The 20,617-nt window shown below is 64.3% G+C and carries 23 protein-coding genes; 14 read left to right on the plus strand and 9 right to left on the minus strand.

The genetic code is table 11. The features are described from left to right. Position 1: 1 nt before the first annotated feature. From ACE37B_RS01815 to ACE37B_RS01830, 4 genes are all read right to left on the minus strand, one after another. On the minus strand, positions 2–769 hold the full coding sequence (locus ACE37B_RS01815; protein ID WP_409921570.1) for an enoyl-CoA hydratase/isomerase family protein: 768 nt from the start codon (positions 767–769) through the stop codon (positions 2–4). Next, the gene (locus tag ACE37B_RS01820; RefSeq protein ID WP_409921571.1) at positions 766–1,905 is read right to left on the minus strand and encodes an LLM class flavin-dependent oxidoreductase; all 1,140 of its coding nucleotides are present in this window, start codon (positions 1,903–1,905) and stop codon (positions 766–768) included. The genes ACE37B_RS01815 and ACE37B_RS01820 overlap by 4 nt, the downstream gene beginning before the upstream one ends. 48 nt (positions 1,906–1,953) lie before the next feature. Further along, positions 1,954–2,742 carry an enoyl-CoA hydratase-related protein gene (locus ACE37B_RS01825; RefSeq protein WP_409922876.1) on the minus strand — a complete coding sequence of 263 codons (789 nt, stop codon included), beginning with the start codon at positions 2,740–2,742 and terminating at the stop codon, positions 1,954–1,956. A 74-nt stretch (positions 2,743–2,816) separates the two neighbouring features. After that, complete coding sequence (locus ACE37B_RS01830) at positions 2,817–3,980, minus strand: aromatic ring-hydroxylating oxygenase subunit alpha (RefSeq protein ID WP_409921572.1); 1,164 nt, start codon at positions 3,978–3,980, stop codon at positions 2,817–2,819. A 92-nt stretch (positions 3,981–4,072) separates the two neighbouring features. Between ACE37B_RS01830 and ACE37B_RS01835 the strand changes: the two genes are divergently transcribed. Further along, positions 4,073–4,696 carry a TetR/AcrR family transcriptional regulator gene (locus tag ACE37B_RS01835; RefSeq protein WP_409921573.1) on the plus strand — a complete coding sequence of 208 codons (624 nt, stop codon included), beginning with the start codon at positions 4,073–4,075 and terminating at the stop codon, positions 4,694–4,696. Here ACE37B_RS01835 and ACE37B_RS01840 read toward each other — a convergent pair. Next, positions 4,683–5,570 carry an SDR family oxidoreductase gene (locus ACE37B_RS01840; RefSeq protein ID WP_409921574.1) on the minus strand — a complete coding sequence of 296 codons (888 nt, stop codon included), beginning with the start codon at positions 5,568–5,570 and terminating at the stop codon, positions 4,683–4,685. The two genes, ACE37B_RS01835 and ACE37B_RS01840, sit on opposite strands and share 14 nt — an antisense overlap. A gap of 748 nt (positions 5,571–6,318) precedes the next feature. On the opposite strand from ACE37B_RS01840, the gene ACE37B_RS01845 reads away from it, so the two are divergent. The 3 genes from ACE37B_RS01845 to ACE37B_RS01855 all read left to right on the plus strand — a co-directional run bounded on the left by ACE37B_RS01845 (position 6,319) and on the right by ACE37B_RS01855 (position 9,642). Continuing rightward, on the plus strand, positions 6,319–7,614 hold the full coding sequence (locus ACE37B_RS01845; protein WP_409921575.1) for a DUF3644 domain-containing protein: 1,296 nt from the start codon (positions 6,319–6,321) through the stop codon (positions 7,612–7,614). Positions 7,615–8,142: 528 nt separating this feature from the next. Beyond that, positions 8,143–8,724, plus strand: coding sequence for a hypothetical protein (locus ACE37B_RS01850; protein ID WP_409921576.1), 582 nt, complete (start codon positions 8,143–8,145; stop codon positions 8,722–8,724). 6 nt (positions 8,725–8,730) lie between these two features. Then, positions 8,731–9,642 carry a hypothetical protein gene (locus tag ACE37B_RS01855; protein ID WP_409921577.1) on the plus strand — a complete coding sequence of 304 codons (912 nt, stop codon included), beginning with the start codon at positions 8,731–8,733 and terminating at the stop codon, positions 9,640–9,642. A 78-nt stretch (positions 9,643–9,720) separates the two neighbouring features. Here the strand turns inward: ACE37B_RS01855 and ACE37B_RS01860 are convergent, their stop codons facing one another. Together ACE37B_RS01860 and ACE37B_RS01865 are read right to left on the minus strand one after the other, a co-directional pair. After that, a complete protein-coding gene (locus ACE37B_RS01860) occupies positions 9,721–10,746 on the minus strand; it encodes a tyrosine-type recombinase/integrase (RefSeq protein WP_409921578.1) in 1,026 nt (341 codons plus the stop codon). 503 nt (positions 10,747–11,249) lie between these two features. Beyond that, a complete protein-coding gene (locus ACE37B_RS01865) occupies positions 11,250–13,007 on the minus strand; it encodes a hypothetical protein (protein WP_409921579.1) in 1,758 nt (585 codons plus the stop codon). Between the two features lie 162 nt (positions 13,008–13,169). Here ACE37B_RS01865 and ACE37B_RS01870 point away from each other — a divergent pair, with 162 nt between their 5' ends. Both ACE37B_RS01870 and ACE37B_RS01875 read left to right on the plus strand, forming a co-directional pair. Beyond that, on the plus strand, positions 13,170–13,559 hold the full coding sequence (locus ACE37B_RS01870; protein WP_409921580.1) for an ArsR/SmtB family transcription factor: 390 nt from the start codon (positions 13,170–13,172) through the stop codon (positions 13,557–13,559). A 5-nt stretch (positions 13,560–13,564) separates the two neighbouring features. Beyond that, positions 13,565–14,290 carry an SOS response-associated peptidase gene (locus tag ACE37B_RS01875; protein WP_409921581.1) on the plus strand — a complete coding sequence of 242 codons (726 nt, stop codon included), beginning with the start codon at positions 13,565–13,567 and terminating at the stop codon, positions 14,288–14,290. A gap of 12 nt (positions 14,291–14,302) precedes the next feature. Here ACE37B_RS01875 and ACE37B_RS01880 read toward each other — a convergent pair whose 3' ends face one another. Continuing rightward, the gene (locus ACE37B_RS01880) at positions 14,303–14,698 is read right to left on the minus strand and encodes an HIT family protein (RefSeq protein ID WP_409921582.1); all 396 of its coding nucleotides are present in this window, start codon (positions 14,696–14,698) and stop codon (positions 14,303–14,305) included. 81 nt (positions 14,699–14,779) lie between these two features. On the opposite strand from ACE37B_RS01880, the gene ACE37B_RS01885 reads away from it, so the two are divergent. The 8 genes from ACE37B_RS01885 to ACE37B_RS01920 all read left to right on the plus strand — a co-directional run bounded on the left by ACE37B_RS01885 (position 14,780) and on the right by ACE37B_RS01920 (position 19,934). Continuing rightward, on the plus strand, positions 14,780–15,556 hold the full coding sequence (locus tag ACE37B_RS01885; protein WP_409921583.1) for a CDP-alcohol phosphatidyltransferase family protein: 777 nt from the start codon (positions 14,780–14,782) through the stop codon (positions 15,554–15,556). After that, positions 15,543–15,929, plus strand: a complete 387-nt coding sequence (gcvH, locus tag ACE37B_RS01890; protein ID WP_409921584.1) for a glycine cleavage system protein GcvH — start codon at positions 15,543–15,545, stop codon at positions 15,927–15,929. Before ACE37B_RS01885 ends, gcvH begins: the two co-directional genes overlap by 14 nt. A 28-nt stretch (positions 15,930–15,957) precedes the next feature. Next, complete coding sequence (locus tag ACE37B_RS01895) at positions 15,958–16,446, plus strand: FHA domain-containing protein (protein ID WP_409921585.1); 489 nt, start codon at positions 15,958–15,960, stop codon at positions 16,444–16,446. Beyond that, on the plus strand, positions 16,439–17,359 hold the full coding sequence (locus ACE37B_RS01900) for a MerR family transcriptional regulator (RefSeq protein ID WP_409921586.1): 921 nt from the start codon (positions 16,439–16,441) through the stop codon (positions 17,357–17,359). The genes ACE37B_RS01895 and ACE37B_RS01900 overlap by 8 nt, the downstream gene beginning before the upstream one ends. A gap of 82 nt (positions 17,360–17,441) precedes the next feature. Beyond that, positions 17,442–17,927 (plus strand): bifunctional nuclease family protein, encoded by a 486-nt coding sequence (locus ACE37B_RS01905; protein WP_409921587.1) that lies wholly within the window; start codon positions 17,442–17,444, stop codon positions 17,925–17,927. Positions 17,928–18,101: 174 nt separating this feature from the next. After that, positions 18,102–18,605, plus strand: a complete 504-nt coding sequence (locus ACE37B_RS01910) for a MerR family transcriptional regulator (RefSeq protein WP_409921588.1) — start codon at positions 18,102–18,104, stop codon at positions 18,603–18,605. Between the two features lie 11 nt (positions 18,606–18,616). After that, a complete protein-coding gene (gene gcvT / locus ACE37B_RS01915; RefSeq protein ID WP_409921589.1) occupies positions 18,617–19,675 on the plus strand; it encodes a glycine cleavage system aminomethyltransferase GcvT in 1,059 nt (352 codons plus the stop codon). 4 nt (positions 19,676–19,679) lie between these two features. After that, the gene (locus ACE37B_RS01920; RefSeq protein WP_409921590.1) at positions 19,680–19,934 is read left to right on the plus strand and encodes a hypothetical protein; all 255 of its coding nucleotides are present in this window, start codon (positions 19,680–19,682) and stop codon (positions 19,932–19,934) included. Here ACE37B_RS01920 and ACE37B_RS01925 read toward each other — a convergent pair. Then, positions 19,925–20,614 carry a hypothetical protein gene (locus ACE37B_RS01925; RefSeq protein ID WP_409921591.1) on the minus strand — a complete coding sequence of 230 codons (690 nt, stop codon included), beginning with the start codon at positions 20,612–20,614 and terminating at the stop codon, positions 19,925–19,927. The genes ACE37B_RS01920 and ACE37B_RS01925 overlap by 10 nt on opposite strands. Between the last annotated feature and the right edge of the window lie 3 nt (positions 20,615–20,617).

Here is a 20,617-nt window from a genome sequence, read left to right on the forward strand (position 1 = left end):
TTTATTCGAAGGTTGGTTCGCGTTTGGCGAGGAATGCGGCGATTCCCTCGCGCGCGTCGGGTGTCGAGAAGAGTCGTTCAACCTGGTCCGCCTCGACGTCCATTCCGTCGGCGAACGACAGGTCGGCTGCGGCGTCGACGCAGTGCATGATGGCGGTGATTGCTTGTTTGGGTCCGTCGGCCAATGTCTGAGCGAGTTGCATGGTTTCGTCGAAGAGTTGTGGTGACGGCACGAGGCGATCGACGAGGCCGAGGTCGAAGGAGCGGCTGCCGTCGATGCTTCGACCGGTCACCAGGAGATCGACGGCGGCGGCGCGGCCGATCAGGCGTGGCAGCCGCTGCGTGCCGCCGGCACCAGGCAGCAGACCGAGCTTGACTTCTGGCACGCCGAGCTGGGCGTCGGGTGAGGCGGTCCGGATGGTGCACGCGAGAGCGAGTTCGAGTCCGCCCCCGAGTGCCATGCCGTTGATCGCAGCGATTGTTGGTTGGGGAAGCTGGTGGAGCCGTTCGATGAGGGCTCGCAGCGTGACCAGATAGTGCCGAAAGTCGGCCGGAGTTGCGTCGCCCAGCATCTTGAGGTCGGCGCCGGCTGCAAAAAACCTGTCGAGGCCCGACGTCAACACGAGGACCGCTGCGCCGTCGGCCACGGCGGTGGTGACGGCGTCATCGAGCGCGGCGACGAGGTCGAACGAGAGGGCATTCGCGGGCGGACTCGTCATTGTGACGACGGCAACCTTGCCGACGAGTTCCGTGGAGACGAGTTCGCTCACCATGTGACGCTGGTGCCGGACAGCGTGCCGGCGACGTCAGTCGGTGGCCCGGCTCGGCCGACGTCAGATTCGGTCTCGTGTTCGTGGAGTTGGGGCATCACCTTCTCGGCGAAGAGGCGCATGTTTTGTTCGGCTTCGTCGTGGGGCATGCCGCCGTAGCTGAACACTCCGATGATTCCCGCCGCACCAACCATGCGCTGGTAGTCCTTGAGTTGCTCGGCCACCTCATCGGGGGTGCCCCAGACCTGGAGTTCGGCCAGGAACCGAGCGAACGTGTCGCGGCCGTGTTTGGCAATGTTGCCCGAGATGCCTGCGTAGTACTCGTACCCGGCGATGTCGGCGATGCCTTCGTCGTAGAACTGATAGTGGTCGACGGCGGAGTGCGAGTAACTCATCATGTAGTTGTCGAACATCTCCTGTGCCCTCTTTGGGTCTTCGTCGACCGCGACGAAGACTGCGATGATCGGACCGGGTGGAGGTTCGCCATTGAGTTCGAGGTAGCGCTCCCCGTACGCGGCGATCTCGGCGGTGGTGACGGCCCACGGTTTTTGGGCGATGATGAGCAGGCCGATGCCGAGTTCGGCCATGAGGTCGATCGACTGTGGCGACACGGCCGAGGCGTACGTGCGCCCCCGAAACGATCGGCTCGGGTAGGGACGGATGGCGGCACGCGGCTGCTGCAAGAACTCGCCGTCGTACTCGATGTGGCCCGACTCGAGCGCGTTGACGATCGCCTGCGTGTAGTCCGTGAAACGGCCCCGGGACTCACACATCTCGGTCCGGAAGCCGTCGAATTCGACTCGGCCGAGCCCTCGTCCGAGCCCGAGGATCGCGCGACCGTTCGAGAGTTCGTCGAGCATCGTCCATTCCTCGCACAGCCGAACCGGGTCGTGCCACGGCAACACGTTGATCATCGACCCGACCTGCACACGCTCGGTGCGCGCCGCGACCCACGTCAAGAACTGCGTGGTGTCGGGCATCATGATGTAGTTCGTGAAGTGGTGCTCGGGTGCCCAGACCGAATCGAAACCGAGCGGTTCTGCCAGGTCGGCGAGCGCGAGCTCGTGCCGGTACACCTCGGCGTCGGTGTGTTCACCGGAGAGGTTCTGGAAGAAGGCGCTGTATCCGACGTGCATGTGTTCGTGCTCCCTGATTGTTGTCGTGCGACGGTCGCTCGACCGGTGTTACCGGAAGCGCTGGAAGTCCGGCGGCCGCTTTTCGTTGAAGGCGGCGATGCCTTCGGCGGCTTCCTCGGTTTCGACGAACAGTTCGAGCGAGTCGAAGGCCATCGAGCCGACACCCGCGATGTGTTCGGTCTCTGCGTTGAACGAGTGCTTCAGTACCTTCAGCGCGGTTGGTGAGAGGGCGAGCGCGTCGTCGGCCCACGATCGAACGGTCGCCCGGAGCTCCGGCATGGGGACGACTGCGTTGACCAACCCCCAGCGTTCGGCCGTTTCGGCGTCGTACTGGCGGCAGAACATCCAGATCTCCCGAGCGCGCTTCTGTCCGATGATTCGAGCGAGATAGGCCGACCCGAACCCGGCATCGAAGGAGCCGACCTTCGGGCCGGTCTGACCGAACTTGGCGTGATCGGCCGCGATCGTGATGTCGCACGTGACGTGAAGGACGTGCCCGCCGCCGATTGCGTAGCCGTTCACCGCCGCGATGACCGGCTTGGGGATGTCGCGAACGAGCCGGTGGAGAGCTTCGACTTCGAACAGTCCGGTCTCGGTCGGGCCGTAGTCGCCGGTCTCGCCTCGCTGTTTCTGGTCGCCGCCGGTGCAGAACGCCTTTTCACCCGCACCGGTGAGGGCCACAACACCAACGGCGGGGTCCGCCCACGCCGCCTTGAACGCTCGAATGAGCTCATCGATCGTGCGGCCGCGGAATGCGTTGTACCGGTCGGGCCGGTTGATCACGATCCAGGCGAGGCCGTTGTCGACGTCGTAGGTGATGTCTTGCAGATCGTTCATGTCGATGGTCATGGTGCTCTTTTCTTGTCGAACCGCAGCAGGTGCGTCGACGATGACGGTTGATTCGGGTTGTTTCAGTTGGTGATAGCTGGGTTGGTGAGGCGGGCGTCGAGTTGGGAGTGGAAATGCTGGAGCGCTGCTTCTTGTCGACCGAAGACGGCGTCTCGACGTGAACCGGCAACGTTGTTGCGGTGGATTGATCGGGCGACGACGAAGTCCTCCAGGAGGACGGTGTCCATCAGGATCTGCCAGTTCTTGTCCCAACGTCGCTCGTGTTCCGGATCGGTGAGATTCGGAGGAACAAGCAGGCTTGCTCTGGCAGCCATCGTCGACGCTCCGTCGTCGGGATGGCTCGACCAGACCTCGAAGTGGTCGCCCTGCCAGACCAACACGGTGTTGGGGAAGATCTGGTAGATGATCGCAACATGGGGGAGTAGCTCGCGATCGTCGGCCGGGAGATCGCGCATGGTCCCGAACGAGTCGCGCAGAGCAATCATCCGGCCGTGCGGTCCGTAGGAGTCGAAGAGCGCGAAGTTCGATGTGATGTATGGGCCGATCGTGTCGCGGTGCAGGAATCGCAGGTGGTATGTCTCGAGGAATCCGTCGACCACCTGCTTCCAATTGAATGAGTCTCGGAGCACATCGGAGCGGTCATGGTGGTAGCCGTCAATTTCGAACGTTGCGAGTTCGGCGTCGAGGTCGCCGAGAAATCCAGCCACATCGATGGCTTCGTCAGCAGAGGCTGTTGGGCGGGCCCAGACAAGTCCGTGACGTTCTTCGACGGGAAACTCGACGAGCCCTCGCTTCGAGCGGTCGACGCCGTTGAAGCCCTCATCGTTGGGTATCGACACGAGCGTGCCTCGGGTGTCGTAGCTCCACGCGTGGTACGGGCAGGTGAAGCGCCGTGCGCATCCGGCCTGCTTCTGTTCGACTGCGGCTCCTCGATGGCCACACGAGTTGTGAAAGCCGCGCAAGACGCCGTCGTCGCCGCGAGCGACGAGCAAGGGGTACCCGGTGAGGTCGTCGGTGAAGAAGTCGCCGGGCCGGCGCAGGCGGTCACTCGCTCCGACGACGAGCGGAAGCGAGTCGAAGAGTGCAGTGCGCTCACGATCCATTCGATCGGCCCCGACGTAATGGCGGGATGGCTGCATCGTGACCGAACTCGCCATCGGGTCGGAACCTGAGTCGAGCTGCGCCGAGATTCGCTCGATGAGTTCGCGTTGCGTCGTTAGGTTCATGCCGGCTCCTTCCCGCATGGATGTTACATCATGTAATAGATGTAACACAAACGGTCGCCAACGGGGAGCAGCCTTCAGCTACGCTGCGCGGCATGTTCACGCGGTGGCCCGACAACGTCGACGTCGATGACGTGATCCTCGATGCCGCTGAACGTTGCTTCACCGAAGCCGGTGTGTCGAACACGACGATCGAGGAGATCGCAGTGGCTGCAGACGTTTCCCGGATCACCGTGTACCGGCGAATCGGCAACCGCGACCAACTTGTTCTCCTCGTCCTCCTGCGTGTCACCGACCGATTCTTGTCGACCTTGCGTCCTCGCCTGATGACCGAGTCCGACCTCAGCGCTGCGCTCGTGCTCCTCGTCCGATCGACCACGCGCGCCGTTCGTCGCGAAGACCTCAGCCTGCTCTTTGCATCGACGGAACGCGGTGCAATCGGGGTGCCGATACCTGGTGTGCTGGCCCCGTTGACAGATCGCTTCGGCGGCATCGTCGCGATGTTGGCGGATCAATTCCCCGCCCAACTCTCCGACAACATTCAGCCCGCTGAAGCCGGAGAGTGGCTCGTTCGGATCATCGTCAGCCTGGCCACCTTCGAGCGGATCGACAAGCCCAACGAGGCTGACGTCGACCGCTGGATCAGAACCTTTGTGCTGCCAGCGTTTCTCGCTGACCGTGGACGCTCAGGCCGTGCCCTGCGAGCTACAGCGGACTGACGTCGTCGAGCGCGTCGGGTCGCCTCGATCGGTGGAACCCGTCAAAGGCAGGCAGCTTGTCGTGAAGTTCGATGTCAAGCAGGCCATTCATCAGATCACAGCCCCCGCCGACAAGGAGTTCCTGACCAGTGATGTAGCTCGCTGCCTCAGACAACAAGAAGGCCACAGCAGCCGACACCTCGGCTTCGGTGCCATGCCGCTGTGCGAGGGTCAGGCTGGGAAGCATGGCCAGACGGTCAGCGAATGGCTCGCCCTCGTAGGTGTCGTAGCCGCTTGAAGCGACGAACCCCGGGGCGACCGCATTCACCCGGACTCCCGACGACGCCCACTCGACCGCGAGCGTCCGCGTGAGGTTCGCCATCCCGGCGCGTGAAGCGCTGGAGTGACTCATGAGCGGGATACCCCGGCTGTGATCGGCGGTGATGTTGACGATCGCTCCGCCCTGTGTTCGCATCGACGCCCGATAGCAGGACCGGGCCACAAGAAACCCGCCGAGCAGGTTGTTGCGGACCACGGCGTCGAAGCCATTCGCACTGATATCGGCAGCGAGAGCGCTGAATTGACCCCCTGCGTTGTTGACGAGCGCGTCGATGCGGCCATGACGCTCCATCACAGAGTCCACCGCCACCTCGACGGCCGATTCGTCTCGGATGTCACCAGTGACGAACGTCGCCGTCCCCCCATCCTCGGCGATCTCCGACACGGTTTGTTCGAGTGCTTCTCTTCCTCGCCCCCATAGCACCACAGTCGCCCCGAGTGACGAAAGCTCGTGTGCGATGCATCGTCCAATTCCTGAACCGCCGCCCGTGACGATTGCGACCTGCCCGCTGAAAAGGTCCGGTCGATAGACCGATGAGTATCGGTTCGTGGTCATTGGTTGCCAGCCTTGATCATGTCGAGTGATGTAACAGAGATCACTAAGTGTTGCACACGCCTGGCGATCGGCTGCGACCCGCGATCTGCACGCCCGCGGCGGAGTCGCAGCAACAGAACAGCGGCTCAAGTCGCCGCCGGTGCACCGCGGCGGTGATCAGTGGTCTCGTGGCTGGTCCGGATCATGACGTTGAGTCCTGGGGCGTCGTAGTCGTTGCGGCAGGCAGTCCCGCCGAGTTGGTGTGTGCGTTCGAAGACGATCCAGAACCCGCGTCCGCTTTCCGCCTGGTGTGTCGTCGGACCGCCAGTTGCCTTGGAACGCTGAGGAAAGGGTTCGAGCAGGCCAGGACCGCGGTCGCCGACGCAATCTCGAAGGCATCGCCGCCGATGCGAGACGAGATTTCGAATCGAATCGGCTCGGGGAGGGGGAGGGAGGGCATCCCGCGCTGGTGGGGTTCCGCGTGGCCGCCGCGTAATCACCGGTTTGATCGGCGCCAATGATCCCAAGATGTTCACAGGATTCCCCGACACCAGCCGGATTTAGCCGCACTGGACGGATGACCCGGACGGCAAGCCCGCACAGAACGTGAACATCCGGACGAAACCGCAGGATACGGACGCCAAACTGAGGGCTTACACCTTCCTCATCGCATGGTCGAGCCTGCGGGGATCTGGTCCGGCGTGTCGCACTCGTGTAGCTGCGGCATGTATCCCACCCTTGCAGCCAACCGGGCGGACACAATGGCGCCGTGGCTGCGGAAAAGTTGACGGACGACGAACATCGTCAAGTGGCCAAGGAGATGCACGCCCTATGGCAAGCCGGAGCACGCAAGTCTCAGCTCGAGATCGACTTCTGGGGAAACACCGGTGCGCATGGCAAGGCGTTCAGTGGTTACGTGAAGCGGTGGCTCGGCGTCGCGACGGAGAGCAAGTCGAAACAGAGCGGCGAACTTGAGCGACTCCGCGGACTGCTTCGAGCCCACGGGATTTCTCCGAGTTCGACGGGTGACCTCGAAGAGGAGTTTCGGCTTGTTGGAAAGTCACGCGACAGCGCACTCGCCGCCGTCCGCATTCAGAACGATCCAATCGCGACGTTCCGCACCGAGACATTCATCCTGCTGATGATCATTGCCTGGAACTCGCTGTTCCAGGCGATTCTTGAGCGAGACGGAGTGGACTACTACGAACGCGACGATTCAGGACGCCAGGTGAAAGTTGACGGTCGACCCAGGGTTCTCGACACCTGGAAACTGATGTCACTCGCCATCGGCGCACCCGAATGGCAGGCGGTTCGGTGCAACGTGGACTTCTTTCTCGGACTCCGGAACCAGATCGCTCACAGATATCTACCAGCTCTCGACGTCGTTGTTCTCGGAGAAGCCCAGGCAATGCGGCTCAACTTCGAGCGGCTGCTCTCTCACCAGTTCGGCGACGAGGCTGCCCTGGGAACGCGCTTGTCGGTGCCGCTGCAGCTGAGCGGCTTTCGAAATTCAGATGCGAACGCTTCATTTCGGCGGGCGCAGGCGAAACTGCCGACCGACGTCTCAAGCTTTCTCGCCCAGCATCGGCATGACGTACCGGAAGAGGTTCTTGAGAGCGCCGAGTACTGCCTCCGGATCTTCTTGGTTCCGGTCACAGCGAACCATGAACATTCGGCCGACGCCGCGGTTCACTTCGTTCCGATGGACAAGGTGACTCCGGCGATGAAGGAAGAACTCCAGCAGCTGGGAGTGGTGACGAAAAGGCGTCGAACGCCAGTCGCCTCCGCTGACCTATTGCGCCCAAGCGAGGTGGTGAATCTTGTCGTGGAACGTCCGCCCTACCGATTCACGATGACCACGCACACGAGGTGCTGGCGCCACTACGAGGTTCGCCCGGCGGACGGGGCGAAGGAGTTGGACGCCACCGACGACCGCTACTGCATCTTCGACCGGCTCTCAAGGGGATACGGCTACACGCAGGCGTGGGTGGAGAAGATCGTTCGCGATCTGAGCAAGCCGGCGACCTACGAGACGGTCGTCGGTATCGAGCCGGACATGCGGTAGCAACTCGCTTGCCAGCCACAGACATGCATACCGCCTTGCCAGGGGAGTGCATCAGGTGGATCGAGCGATTGTCTGCCGCTCCTCAATGAGTGCCCGTCCGACTCACTCCCGTCATCGGATGTCGACCAGTAGTTTGTGAACATTGGACTGCGCATGCCGATCTCGGAAAAGGCTCAGGCGCCACTCGTCCAGGCCCACGCCTTCGATCACTACCTTCATGGCACCTGCACCGGAGAGTTTCCGATCGCAAACGCTCGGTCAAATCTGAGATGCCCCATGTGTCTGCGCTGGTTGTCGAGGGCTCAGTTCAGTCTTGAACACGCTCCACAGTGGTCGAAGCAGTCTCGCCTTGGGCCAGCTTGGATGGTGCTGTCGTGCTGCGCCGAGTGCAACTCGAAGACTGCTGGCCAGACGTTCGAGCGTGAGGCGGCGGTCGTCGCCCGCGCAGACGCTCGGCGAAACCCCGACCGCGTCAGATGCGGTATTCACGGTACGAAGAGCGCTGACACAGGTTTCGAGATTGGGTGGATGGTCGGTCACGCACCGGTGACGCTCGCCGATATCAAGAGCGCCTACCTGATCGCGTTTGCTGTGCTCGGCTACTCCTGGGTGACTAGCTCGCGCCTGGAATCCGTGCGCTTCGGATTTCGTTCGTCGTCTCTGGCGGCGGAGGATGATGTGTTCGCAACGTGCGGACTGCTCGGTAGCGAGCACGAGCGCACCGTGGTCGAGGTTTGCTCGCCGTTTTCCGCCGTACTTGTCGTCGGTCCGAAGGCCGACGTGGTGATCGCTTTTGCGACCGACGGCACGCGAGGAAGCGTACGGCGCTCCTTCGAACTGGTGCAGGGGCGACGTCTTACTGGTCGACAGTTCGACTGGCCGCTGATGGTGCGCGAGACGCAACGCCAACTCGAACTGGACTCGATAGAGAAGCCCGAAACTGCCTGGGACGATGGGCACACGTTTCATCTAGACCGTTGCGACCAGCCCCACGCTGGCACGGTCGTGGGTTCCAGAGCGTCGACTCGCGCCATCAACGCTCGATTGTCTCAGCCGACCACGCGGCCTCAACAACGGCCCCCAGTTGCGTCGCCCGAGACAGATAGGTAGGCACCCGTGGCAATTAGATTCACGACCCAGGGCGACATCGCTCAACAGATGCATCTTGTCGATCGGCCCGATGTCCTCGACCTTGCAGTTCTCAATAAAGCCCTTCGCCACGCACTCGAGCAGTCGAGACCGCCGAACTGGTGGGGCACTGGGCTGACCCCTGCCGAGTTAGTCACTGTCGCAGACGAGTCGGGCATTCCGGTGGTCTGGGTGCCATCTGCAGCTGTTCTCCAGCCGCTCGGTGCGGCCACGGCTGGCAATCGGCGCCAAGTATTAATCCGGTACGAATCGCAGGTCGTCGCCGACTGCTTTGCGGCTGTCGCCGAATGCGACGACCCTTGGATATCGAGTGACCAGGTCCTCGTGCGCCGGGCGGCCGAGACCTACAAGGCTGGCTACTTCGAGGCCGCCATGGCGTTGGCCGTCGCGGTCGGCGAACCTCTTGCGATTTGGGGTTCGAAGCGCCGCGTACATGCATTCAGCAGCAGAGACGACAGCGATGACTTCAACTACTTGCGCAAGCGCCGAGAAGACCTAGATCCTGACCGGATCCAAGCCGTCAAACGGCGCCTCCAGGACCGTGGATTGGACATCGGCGAGGAGATCAAGAGATACGGCAAGTACAACCTCGCGGAGACCGAACTACAAGGCGGGTCTGTCGGCTTCGGCTTTCCACCGGAGCCGTGGCGAGAAGCACTCATCACCCCAATCAAGCACTTTTTCAAGACCTATCAGACGGACAAAGGAGATGCGATCCCGGCCCTGGCTTCCCGCCACGCAACCGTTCACCAACCCACCGTCGAACACCTGAGTCGAGAGAACGCTCTGACCGCCGTGATGCTGGCGACCTCGCTCTTGCGAGAAATGCAGGAGTGGTGCCTCGACGTGCGCATCAGCGACAGATTGCCTGCCGATTGAGAGCTCCCCTGATAGAGAGCGTTTGCTCGCTAGGCCGATCGCTGAAGCGTCCAGAAACTATTCGGTGGCCTTTGCCGGTCACCCGCGTCCGTCGTCTCCGTCGCCCCCTTCGAGAATGCGTTGCATTGCGTTTGCAGCGTCAGCTTTCGCTGGCGAGAACAGGTGGCCGTAGATGTCGCTGGTGACTCGAATCGATGAGTGTCCGAGTGAGTCGGAGATCGTCTTGAGTGGAACGTCGGCTGCGATCAGCAGCGAGGCGGCGGTGTGCCGCATTCGGTGAGGGGTGAGTTCTCTGCCGAGAACATCGAGAGTCATTGCCTTGACGAGTCGGTTGCATCGGTTGAGTCCAAGCGGTGTGCCGATCGTCGATGCGAAGACAAGATCGCCGGGCCAGCCCTCACCCCAACCTGAGCCAAACGCTGCACGCTGTTGTTCTTGATCGTCTCGGTGTTTACGAAGCACGTCGACTGCGATCTGGGGTAGGTGAATGGTTCGGCGTGAGCCACTTGTCTTCGGCTCGTCGAGGTACAGCGCATCGCGTTCGCCGCGCTTGAGCGCACGCACGACCGTGAGCGTGGCCGGCGAGGAGTCGAGATCAATCGAGGACCAACCGAGGCCGAGCGCCTCTCCTTTGCGAAGTCCCGTGAGCAACAAAATCGCGACGAGCGGGCCGATCTCGTGATCGTCCACGGCTGCGAGCAGCGTCCTTGCGTCCGCCGGGTCGAGCGTTTCGCCGTCGGAGCGTGGCACTTTGATCCCGTCGACGAGCATGGCCGCGTTTCGGTTGACGTGGCCCTCTTGCTCGGCCACGCGAAGCCCGCGTCGCAGCACTGCTCGCGCCTGACGGATGGTGTTTGCTGATCTGCCCTGCTTTTGAAGCGTCGACATCATTCGTCGCACATGAGCGGGTGCGAGATCGTCGATGCCGACGTCGCCGACGTGGGGGAGTACATACAGTCGGGCGATCTGGACGTAGCCGCGACGGGTCACGTCCGAGATGTCGGCGAGCGGCAGGATTTCGTCGGTCCAGACGTCGAACCACTGACGAACGGTCATTTCGAGTGGTACGCCTGGATCCAGGTCGAGCGCGATCTGTCGGGTCACCCGCGCAGCTCTTGCGACGGCCTCTTGCTTCGTTCGGGCGGTAACGGTGCGTCGGTGATGCTTCCACTTCGTGACTCGGCCTTGCTCGTCCCATTCGACAGGCTCGGGCGCACTCGTGGTGACACGGGCTTCCCACCGCTTGCGCGCCTTGTTGTGGAACACGGTGCCGGTTCGAGAAGAGTGCTGCGTGCGAGACAAGGGGTGCTCCCAGGAGGACAATTGGAGGACAATTTGGTCATACTCTAGCGAACGCCGACGAACGATGCTGAACAGAACCTCCTGGTAGATGGGTTGATTCCGAACGACGGCGAACAAGCCCGAACGGGATATCACTTGTCTGGGGGACAAGGGGTCGCAGGTTCAAATCCTGTCAGCCCGACGAAAGAGCGTCCTGGGCAGAGGTTGGATCCTCTGACCAGGGCGTTCGTCGTTTTCGGCGAGGGCGGACGAGCGGCGCCCGAGTTCACCGCGAATCGTGAGCACTGGCTTGCCGCGCACGCGTGTCAGCCGGAGCGTTCGAACCAGATGCGATCGATGGCCGCGGCGACGGGTTCGTCGATCGTGACCGGGTCGAGTCGGATGCTGCGAACCGTGCCAATCCATTCCGGATGCTCACCGAGTTCGATGACGATGTCGGTGAACTCGCCAGTGCCGAGCACCTCGAACGTCGTGTACTTCTCGCCGTCGAGCACCAGGTCGGTGTCGGTGACCCAGAACAGTTCACCCTGCGTCGACAGCCCGTCGGGCGTTCGCAGACGGATCGTCAGCCGGTCGAGGTCGGTCGGCACGACGATCTCGCCGGTCTGCATCGCCGGGTCACCGCCGAGCGTCTGGAACTGCAATGCACCGTCGACGACCGCGAGCGGGTCGAGGTCCGACCGGGCACTCCAGCCGCCGACCTCGTCGTCGAGGTCGCTCGCATCGTCGAAGGTCCAGTCCGGAGCCTCCGGTTCGTACTCTTCGACCGCGATCGGCCAGCGAACGAGATCACGGTCGAGGCTGTTGCCACCCGCGTTGAATCGGCTCAGGTAGAGATACATCCCGCCGTCGGAGGTGCCAAAGCTCATGGATTCGCTGTCGGGATCGATGATGGCGGGGTAGGCGTAGTACACGTCGTTGTCGGGGTCGGCAACGCTCGGTGGGATCGGCACCTCGAGCAGGTGTTCACGCACCGTCCACTCGATGAGGTCGTCGGACGTCGAGGTGTAGACACCCCAGTCGGGGCCTGAACCGAACGGCCCGCTCGAGATACCGGCCATGAGCCATCGCCCCATGGCCTCGTCGTACACGATCGACTCCTGGACCGATCCACCCAACGCGTCGAAGGCGAGCGGCGCGCACTTGTCATCGTCGGTGACCGTGTCGAGGTAGGGGTTCTTCCACTTGCCGGCGAAGTCGGTCCCGTCCCAGTATCGCCACGCGGCCGGATCGCTCAGGTCGTCGGTTCGCATCGCACACACCCATTGCGACTCGTCGGGACGATCGCTGACGTTGCCGAACAGATACCAGTAGCCACCAGGCCCCTCGACGATGTTGCTCGGCTGGCGGATGCCGGTCGGGATGCTGTCGTCGACGTAGGAGTAGGGCAGCGATGCGATGAGATGGCCGGGCGGCTCGGCGAGGTGCGCGAACGTCCGGCCACCGTCGGTCGACACCGCCATCGTGAACGACGTATCCAGGCACGGGAGGCGCTCGCCGGACGGACACTGGCCCGGACGAGCAACTCCATGGGTGTCGCCGCGGTACTCGTTGTGGATCACGGCGTACACGGTCTGCCCGTCGTCGGTGTACACCGAGCCGATCCATTCCGAGTCGTTGAACGCTGCCGGGTCGGGGTCGTAGTCGGAACCGAGCTGCAGGCGGCCGCAATCGGTCGACAGGTCGCCGAGCGACGGGCCGACCATCGGATAGCTGTTCCAATGGCTGATCGTCAGGTTGACCTCGCCGTCGGTGTTGCGGAACGCTCGCGCGGTGATGTCGGGAATATGAGCGTCCTCACATCGATCGGTGGTCCAGTCCCACACCACCTCTTCCTCGCCGGTCACGACGAGCCGCTGGCGGGCCGATGGTTCGGGCAGCGGTTCCGTCGTCGACGTACTGGTCATCAGACTGGTCGTCGTGCTGGGGGCCGCAGTAGTGGCGGGAGCGACGGTCGTCGACGTCGCGTCGGTCGACGCCGGCGGGGGATCGGCGATCTCCTCGCCGCCTGCAGAGCAGGCAGCGAGGACGAATACCGCGAACACAGCAGCGAGAGCTCTCATGATCTCGATCATGACGATCGTCGCGCCGCGGCGCCTGAGTAGTCACTACCCAGGCCGCCGCCGATCGGACACTCGCCGCGCGATACCGTGAGACGTGTACCGACCACGACCTCCCGATCCAACGCCGACCCACTCACCTCTCTCCCACCTGCCTCCTCGAAAATGTCTGCTCTGACCAGTTCCAGCGCGTCGAACGCCACTGCGATCGCCACGGCCGCCACAGCTGGATCGTGCTGCGGCGGAGCGGACGGAGCGATCGATCACGACGAGGCGGTGGTGCACGCCGCTCGTCTCGCGGCGTTGGCCGACCCGACCCGACTGCAGATCGTCTCGATCATCGCCAACGCGCCGGCAGGCGAAGTGTGCGCGTGTGACTTCGTCCGACCGCTGAACAAGTCGCAGCCGACGATCTCGCATCACCTCAAGGTGCTGTCGATGGCCGGACTCGTCGAGGGCGACAAACGAGGCCGCTGGGTCTGGTATCGGCTCGCGCTGGACGGCATCGCGGAGGTGCAGGCGATGCTCGACTCGATCACCAGCGGAATTCGCTGACCACCATGTGCGGACGCTTCGTCTCCACGCAGCAACCCGGCCAGATCGGGGCCTACTTCGACGCCGAGGCGACCGTGGCCACGCTCGGCGAGAACTACAACGTGGCACCCACGCACGACGTCTACGGCGTCGTCGAGTCGGCCGACGGACATCGGCGTGTCGAGGCGTTCCACTGGGGTCTCGTACCGGTGTGGGCGAAGGACCGCAAGATCGCCTCGAAGATGATCAACGCCCGTTCAGAGACGCTCGCGGAGAAGCGAAGCTTCAAGAGCCTGTTCACCAAGAAGCGGGTGCTCGTGCCGATGGACGGCTTCTACGAGTGGAAGGCCGGCACCGCCGACGGGCCGCTGACGGCAAAGGGCAAGCCGGCCAAGCAGCCGATGTTCATCCATCGCCGCGACGGCGCGCCGCTCGCGGTAGCGGGCCTCTGGACGGCGTGGAAGGACCCCGAGACCGCCGACGAGGCCGACGGCCCGAAATGGTTGCACAGCGTCACGCTCGTCACCACCGCCGCCAACGAGACCATGTCAGCCGTGCACGACCGCATGCCGGTGTTCGTCCCCTCCGAACGGTGGGAGGAATGGCTCGACCCGAACAACGGTGACATCGAGACGCTCAGCACGCTGTTCACCTCGGTCGACGACGGCTCGCTCACCATGCATCCCGTCTCTACCGACGTCAACAGCGTTCGCAACAACCGAGCCGATCTCGTCGATCCGCTCGTCGACTGACGGCGCCGGAGTTCAGGCCAGTTCGCGACGGATCGCGTCCGCCCAGGCGTCGAGATCGTCGCGCTCGACCGAGGCCGCGGCGTTGGCGAAGCTGAGCTCGCTCATCTGATTCGTCGGCACGAGGTGGATATGGGCGTGCGGCACCTCGTAGCCGGCGATGATCATCCCGACCCGCTCGCACCCGAACGCCCGCTCCTGCGCCTTGGCGATGCGATGCGACACCGCGAACAGATGCGCCGTGAGATCCTCGCTGGCATCGATCCAGTGGTCGACCTCCTCGATCGGCACGACGAGCACGTGCCCCGCAGCCATCGGGTTGATCGACATGAACGCGACACAGCGATCATCGCGATGCACGAACGTGCCCGGGATATCGCCGTTGATGATCATCGTGAAGACCGTGCTCATCGCGAGAGTGTCCACCATCGCGGCACCCGGCCGCAAGCACGGCCCTGTGCTGTGCCGTCACCAGTCACCTACGATGTCGGCGTGCCGTCTCCCGAACCCACCGACGCGGACGAAGCGTCATTCGACGACGGGTCGAGTGAGGGCGCGTCGAGTGAGGGCGCGTCGAGTGAGGGCGCGTCGAGTGAGGGCGCGTCGAGTGAAGGAGTCTTCGACAACATCTGGACCCTGCCGAATCTGTTCACCTTGATCCGGCTGCTGTGTCTGCCACTGTTCTTGTACCTCCTCTTCGCGCAGGACAACCGGGCCGGTGCGGCGTGGCTGCTCGCCGGGCTCGGCAGTACCGACTGGGTCGACGGCTACGTCGCTCGTCGCTTCGACCAGACCAGCGAGTTCGGCAAGGTCTTCGACCCCACCGTCGATCGTCTGCTCTTCATCGTGGCCGTGACGGCGATCATCATCGACGGGTCGATCCCGCTGTGGTTCGCGATCGCGGTGCTCGCCCGCGAAGTGATCGTCGGGGGAGTGATCGCCTTCGCCACCTTGTTCCTCCGAATGGAACGGTTCGGGGTCACCTGGCTCGGCAAGGTCGCCACGTTCATGCTGATGGGAGCGGTGCCGAGTTTCTTGATCGGCACCACCGACGTCTGGGAGGCACCGTTCTTCGAGGTGCTCGCCTGGCTCCTCGGAATCCCTGGCCTGTTGCTGAGCTACTGGACCGGAATCGCCTATATTCCACTCGTCCGCCAGGGGATCGCGGCCGGTCGAACCTCGGCCACCACCAGCACCGCTCTGGTCTCATCGGCCCCCGTTCCCGCTATCGAACCCGCCACAGAAACGAACGACCATGAACGTCCCTGACGACCGCCGATACTCCTCCGACCACGAGTGGATCCAACGCATCGGCGACTCCGACGTCGTTCGCGTCGGCATCACCGACTACGCCCAGGACTCGCTCGGCGACGTCGTGTTCGTCGAGGCACCCGAGGTCGGCCAGCAGGTCGCTGCATCCGACTCGGTGACCGAGGTGGAGAGCACCAAGTCGGTCAGCGACATCTACGCCCCGGTCAGCGGGGTCGTGAAGGAAGCGAACGATGCGCTCGATTCCCAGCCCGAACTACTCAACTCCGATCCGTACGGCGACGGGTGGATCTGCGCCATCCAGATGTCCGACCCCTCCGAGTTCGACACGCTGCTCGACGCTGCCGGGTATCGTGCCCTGACCGACGGGTGAGAGGAACGATCAGGGTGAGAGGAGCAACGTGAGCACCTACGTTTTCTGCAACCAGTGCGGTCACCGCAACCCGCCGGGCAGCACGTTCTGCTCGAGCTGCGGGTCACCGCTCGACAGCCTGAACGACCGCACGATCAACCTCACGCGGGTCGACCCACTCCAAGACGCTCCCGGTCCCGACGACGACCTCGTCGTGCCCGTGGGGGAGTTGCCCGCCGAGACCGGTGTCCTGATCGTCCGAGCTGGCGCGCAAGCCGGCGATCGGTTCGCCCTCGAGGGCGAGTTGACACGTCTCGGCCGCCACCCTGACAGCGAGATCAGCCTCGACGACATCACCGTCTCGCGTCGCCACGTCGACATCACCCGCACGCCCGACGGCTACGTCGCGTCCGACGCCGGCTCCCTCAACGGCACCTACGTCAACCAGGAGCGCATCGATCGGATGCTGCTGCGTCATGGCGACGAACTCCAGGTCGGCAAGTTCCGACTCGTCTTCTTCGAACGCGCCGATGTCTGAGATCGCCGGCGTGGACACTCCGAGCGAAGCAGGCAGCCGAGCGTCCGGCTCGCACTTGTCCATCGGCGAGGTGCTCGCGCTGCTGCTCGAGGAGTTCCCCGACGTCACGATCTCCAAGATCCGGTTCCTGGAGAGCCAGGGCCTGATCGCCCCCGAGCGCACCGCGTCGGGCTACCGCAAGTTCTACGAGGTCGACGTCGAACTGCTTCGCTGCATCCTGCGAGAGCAGAAGGAGAACTTCCTCCCGCTCAAGGTGATCAAGGACCGCCTCGACACCGGCGAGATCGACCCGACGAGCGAACAGCCACGTCCCCTCGGGATCAAGAACGTTGCCGACGAGGTCGACGCTCAGTCGCTCGCCGAGTCACGTCGCGGCCACCCGGCAGCGCGAGCGGTTTCGAATCCCGGGACCGCCGTCGACCCTCCGGCAGCGCCCACTCCAGCCGCTGACCCAGCGCCGGACGTCGATCGAGATGCGACCCGCCCCGGCGGGATCTCTCGTCCGCGACCTGACGAGACGGGCAGCATCGCGCTCACCACCGGCGTGGTGCTCGACGCCGACGAAATGTGCTCGATGGCCGGACTCGACCAGACACAACTGGCGCAACTCGAGTCGTACGGACTCATCGTCCAGCGCCCAGGCCGCCGCTACGACGAAGACGCCCTCGAGATCGCGCGCATCTGCAAGCGTTTCCTCGATCTCGGCATCGACGCTCGGCACCTACGGGGCTGGCGGGTGGCCGCCGACCGCGAGGCCGGGCTGTACGAGCAGCTGATCCAGCCGTTGATCCGTCAGCGCAACCCCCAGGCCAACGACCACGCGCTCGCTCAACTCTCGGAGCTCGATCACTTCGGCTCACAGCTCCGATCCGCACTGATGCGCACGCTGCTGCGCCAGCACTTCGACCGCTGACCGGTCCGCTCGTCGGGCACGACCGCGGGCCGAATTGTCGGTCCTGCAGATTGGTCGCCGTCGAGAGGGGTACGCTCGACGCATGATCCCGTTGGAGTTGATCGGTGTCCGGGTCGAAGTCCCTGCGAACACGCCGATGATGCTGCTCCGCGAAAGCGACGGGCAGCATCGTCTGCTGCCGATCTACATCGGCAGCCCCGAAGCGTCGTCGATCCATTACGCGCTCGAAGGCGTCGAACCGCCACGCCCGCTCACGCACGATCTGTTCCTCACCACGATCGACGAACTCGGCGCATCGCTCGATCGGGTGGTGCTCACCGAGATGCGTGACCGCACCTTCTTCGCCGAAGTGCACCTCACGACCGAGCACGGCGACAAGGCGATCTCGGCCCGGCCGTCCGACGCCGTCGCGCTCGCCGTCCGCTGCGGGGCTCCACTGTTCGCGAGCGAGACGCTGCTCGACGAGCATGGCCAGATGCCTCCCGAGGAACCCGAGGAAGACGCCGCCGAGATCATCGACGAGTTCAAGGACTTCCTCGAAGACGTCAGCCCCGAAGACTTCGTCTGAGTCGGCGTCCGCGCTGACCTCGACGCTTCCAACCCTTGACGAGCGCGCGACCGCACCGTAGGGTTCACGATCTCACATCTGCGTAACTACATTCGAGTAGGACGCGTCGTGAGGTTCGCTGCCGGCGCACCGGGGGCGACCATGGTTGTTGGGACCAACGAACGAGGAGACCCCGTGCACGCAGCGATACCGGAACCGAACGACGCACCCGTCGAGTTGGGCTACAGCGGAACACACACCGCGAAGATCGTCGGCATCACGTACCGCCAGCTCGACTACTGGGCTCGTACCGATCTGATCCGCCCGTCGCTCACCGACGCCGCGGGCAGCGGGAGCCGTCGGCGGTACTCCTACAACGATCTCCTCGAACTCAAGACGATCAAGAAGCTCCTCGACGCCGGCATCAAGCTCGAGCAGGTTCGCAAGGTGTTCGAGTACCTGCGTGAGCACGTGTCGACCGACATCGCTGCTGCGCACATCGTGATCGACGGTGGCAGTGTCAACCTCTACGACGGCGAAGAGTTGATCGACGTGCTCCGGAACGGGCAGGGCGTGCTCAACGTGCTGTCGCTGGGCGGCGTGAAGACCGAGCTCGAAGCCGACCTCGCGCCGTTCCAGGCGGAGCTCGACGCGGCGGCCGATCTCGACGCCGAGCGCGCTGCTCGCCGCATCGGCTGAGCGTCTCGCCGATGACGCTGCGTCAGTCTCCGCTCGTCGAGCAGCACCGCGCCCTCGGAGCGAACCTCGTCGAGTTCGGCGGCTGGGAGATGCCGATCGCCTATCCGACCGGCACGATCGACGAGCACCTCGCGTGCCGCAACGGCGCCGCGATGTTCGACGTGTCGCATCTCGGCACCGTGCGGGTCGAGGGTGACGGTGCGTTCGAGCGCCTGCAGTCCACGCTGACCAACGATCTCGGCAAGGTCGCACCCGGTCGCGCGCAGTACACGCACTTGCTCGACGAGACGGATGCGTCGGTGCTCGACGACATCATCGTGTGGTGGCATCCCCGTGGCGATGATGACCCAGATGTGTTCGACGTGATGCCCAACGCGTCCAACACCGACGACGTCGTGGCTGCGATCGGTGGTGTCGACACGACCTCGACCCGAGCGATCATCGCCGTCCAGGGCACGGCGGCACGTGATCTGGTCCGTACCGTGTTCCCGGACGCCGCCGACGTCGGACGATTCCGCGTCGCCCAGTGCTCGTGGCAGGGCACCGACTGCGTGGTCGCCGGGACCGGCTACACGGGCGAGCCGGGCGTGGAGATCGCCGTGCCGGTCGATGCCGCCCCCGAACTGTGGGAACGCCTCCACGCCGCCGGCATCACGCCCGCCGGCCTCGGGGCTCGCGACACGCTGCGTCTCGAAGCCGGGCTCCCGCTCCACGGGCACGAACTCGGCCCGGGCATCACGTCGCTGCAAGCCGGTCTCGGCTGGGTGGTGGCGTGGGACAAGCCGTCGTTCCAGGGACGCGCCGCCGCGCTCGCCGAACGCGACGCAGGAATCACCCGCATGTTGGTGGGGCTCGCGACCGAAGGTCGGCGACCGGCGCGAGCCGAGTGTGCGATCGTTGTCGACGGCGCCTCGATCGGCGTCGTGACCAGCGGCAACTACTCACCGGTGCTCGGCCACGGCATCGCACTCGGCTTCGTTCCACCCGACCTCGAGGTCGGCGAGCAGGTCGAGATCGACGTCCGCGGCAAGTCGCTGCCGGCGACGATCGTCGACCCGCCGTTCGTCTGATCCCGTGCAACGTGTCGCAGTCGACACGGCGCTGCGCGAACATCGCACGATGAGCAGCGGCATCGCGTCAGGTGACTGGTACTGGGACATCGACCGGCAGATCGCGGTGCGAGCCGACAACCGCGGTCGTCATGACGTGACGATCGGTCCGTATCCGACGAAGCACGACGCCGAGATCTGGATGCCGTCGCGATCCTGGACCGCTCGCCCCGACGACGGCGACGACACGTGGGTCGACGTGAACTCCGCCTACGACTGACCGCTCGTCGTCGACGTCTTGGCCGCAGTCTTCTTCTTCGCCGCGGTCTTCTTGGCCGCGGTCTTCTTCGCTGCGGTCTTCTTGGCTGCGGTCTTCTTGGCTGCGGTCTTCTCGGTCGCCGGCTTCGACTCCGGAGCCGCCTCAGCCGTGTCGGACGGGTCGGTGGCCGGTGGCGACGGGGGATCGGGGGGCGTGGCGGGTTTGGTCGGCGCGCCGCCGAAGCCGGGGAAGCGCAGGCCGCCGAACAGGCCGCCCGCCGACTCGGCGAGTTGGCCGAGCGGCGCCAGACGAGTCGTGACCTCGCCGAGCAGGTCGGTCATCTGACCGAGTTGGCTCGGCATCTGCTGGAACGCCGGGTTGTTGAGGGTCTCGCTGAGCTTGATCAGCCCGGGGGCGATCGCCATCGCCGGTCCCGCGACGACCTGCATCATCTCGTCGGCGGCCTTCACGGTGCGCGTCACCTGCGGCACGGCCGCCTTGATCGGCTCCTCCACCTCGGCGAGCAACCCGTTGATCCGCTCGGCCGTCTCGTTGAGGCTCTCCATCGTGCGGTTGAAGTTCTCGACGCCGCGCAAGAACTCGTCGACGCCGCGCCGGAACTGCTCGAAGGAGCGGATCGTGCCGGCGAGCGGCGCCGCGAACAGGTTGAACACGTCGGACAGCGGATCGGAGTCGGCCATCTC

The sequence above is a fragment of the Ilumatobacter sp. genome, assembly GCF_046290335.1.
In the GTDB taxonomy this organism is placed as follows: domain Bacteria; phylum Actinomycetota; class Acidimicrobiia; order Acidimicrobiales; family Ilumatobacteraceae; genus Ilumatobacter_A.

Excerpts from the sequence above, each read along its gene's own strand:
- ACE37B_RS01870 (WP_409921580.1), top strand. The coding sequence starts at position 13,170 with ATGTCTGCTCTGACCAGTTCCAGCGCGTCGAACGCCACTGCGATCGCC.
- ACE37B_RS01900 (WP_409921586.1), top strand. The coding sequence starts at position 16,439 with ATGTCTGAGATCGCCGGCGTGGACACTCCGAGCGAAGCAGGCAGCCGA.
- ACE37B_RS01925 (WP_409921591.1), bottom strand. The coding sequence starts at position 20,614 with ATGGCCGACTCCGATCCGCTGTCCGACGTGTTCAACCTGTTCGCGGCG.
- ACE37B_RS01850 (WP_409921576.1), top strand. The coding sequence starts at position 8,143 with ATGGTCGGTCACGCACCGGTGACGCTCGCCGATATCAAGAGCGCCTAC.
- ACE37B_RS01825 (WP_409922876.1), bottom strand. The coding sequence starts at position 2,742 with ATGAACGATCTGCAAGACATCACCTACGACGTCGACAACGGCCTCGCC.
- ACE37B_RS01865 (WP_409921579.1), bottom strand. The coding sequence starts at position 13,007 with ATGAGAGCTCTCGCTGCTGTGTTCGCGGTATTCGTCCTCGCTGCCTGC.
- gcvH (WP_409921584.1), top strand. The coding sequence starts at position 15,543 with ATGAACGTCCCTGACGACCGCCGATACTCCTCCGACCACGAGTGGATC.
- ACE37B_RS01840 (WP_409921574.1), bottom strand. The coding sequence starts at position 5,570 with ATGACCACGAACCGATACTCATCGGTCTATCGACCGGACCTTTTCAGC.
- ACE37B_RS01875 (WP_409921581.1), top strand. The coding sequence starts at position 13,565 with ATGTGCGGACGCTTCGTCTCCACGCAGCAACCCGGCCAGATCGGGGCC.
- ACE37B_RS01905 (WP_409921587.1), top strand. The coding sequence starts at position 17,442 with ATGATCCCGTTGGAGTTGATCGGTGTCCGGGTCGAAGTCCCTGCGAAC.
- ACE37B_RS01820 (WP_409921571.1), bottom strand. The coding sequence starts at position 1,905 with ATGCACGTCGGATACAGCGCCTTCTTCCAGAACCTCTCCGGTGAACAC.
- ACE37B_RS01835 (WP_409921573.1), top strand. The coding sequence starts at position 4,073 with ATGTTCACGCGGTGGCCCGACAACGTCGACGTCGATGACGTGATCCTC.
- ACE37B_RS01830 (WP_409921572.1), bottom strand. The coding sequence starts at position 3,980 with ATGAACCTAACGACGCAACGCGAACTCATCGAGCGAATCTCGGCGCAG.
- ACE37B_RS01880 (WP_409921582.1), bottom strand. The coding sequence starts at position 14,698 with ATGAGCACGGTCTTCACGATGATCATCAACGGCGATATCCCGGGCACG.
- gcvT (WP_409921589.1), top strand. The coding sequence starts at position 18,617 with ATGACGCTGCGTCAGTCTCCGCTCGTCGAGCAGCACCGCGCCCTCGGA.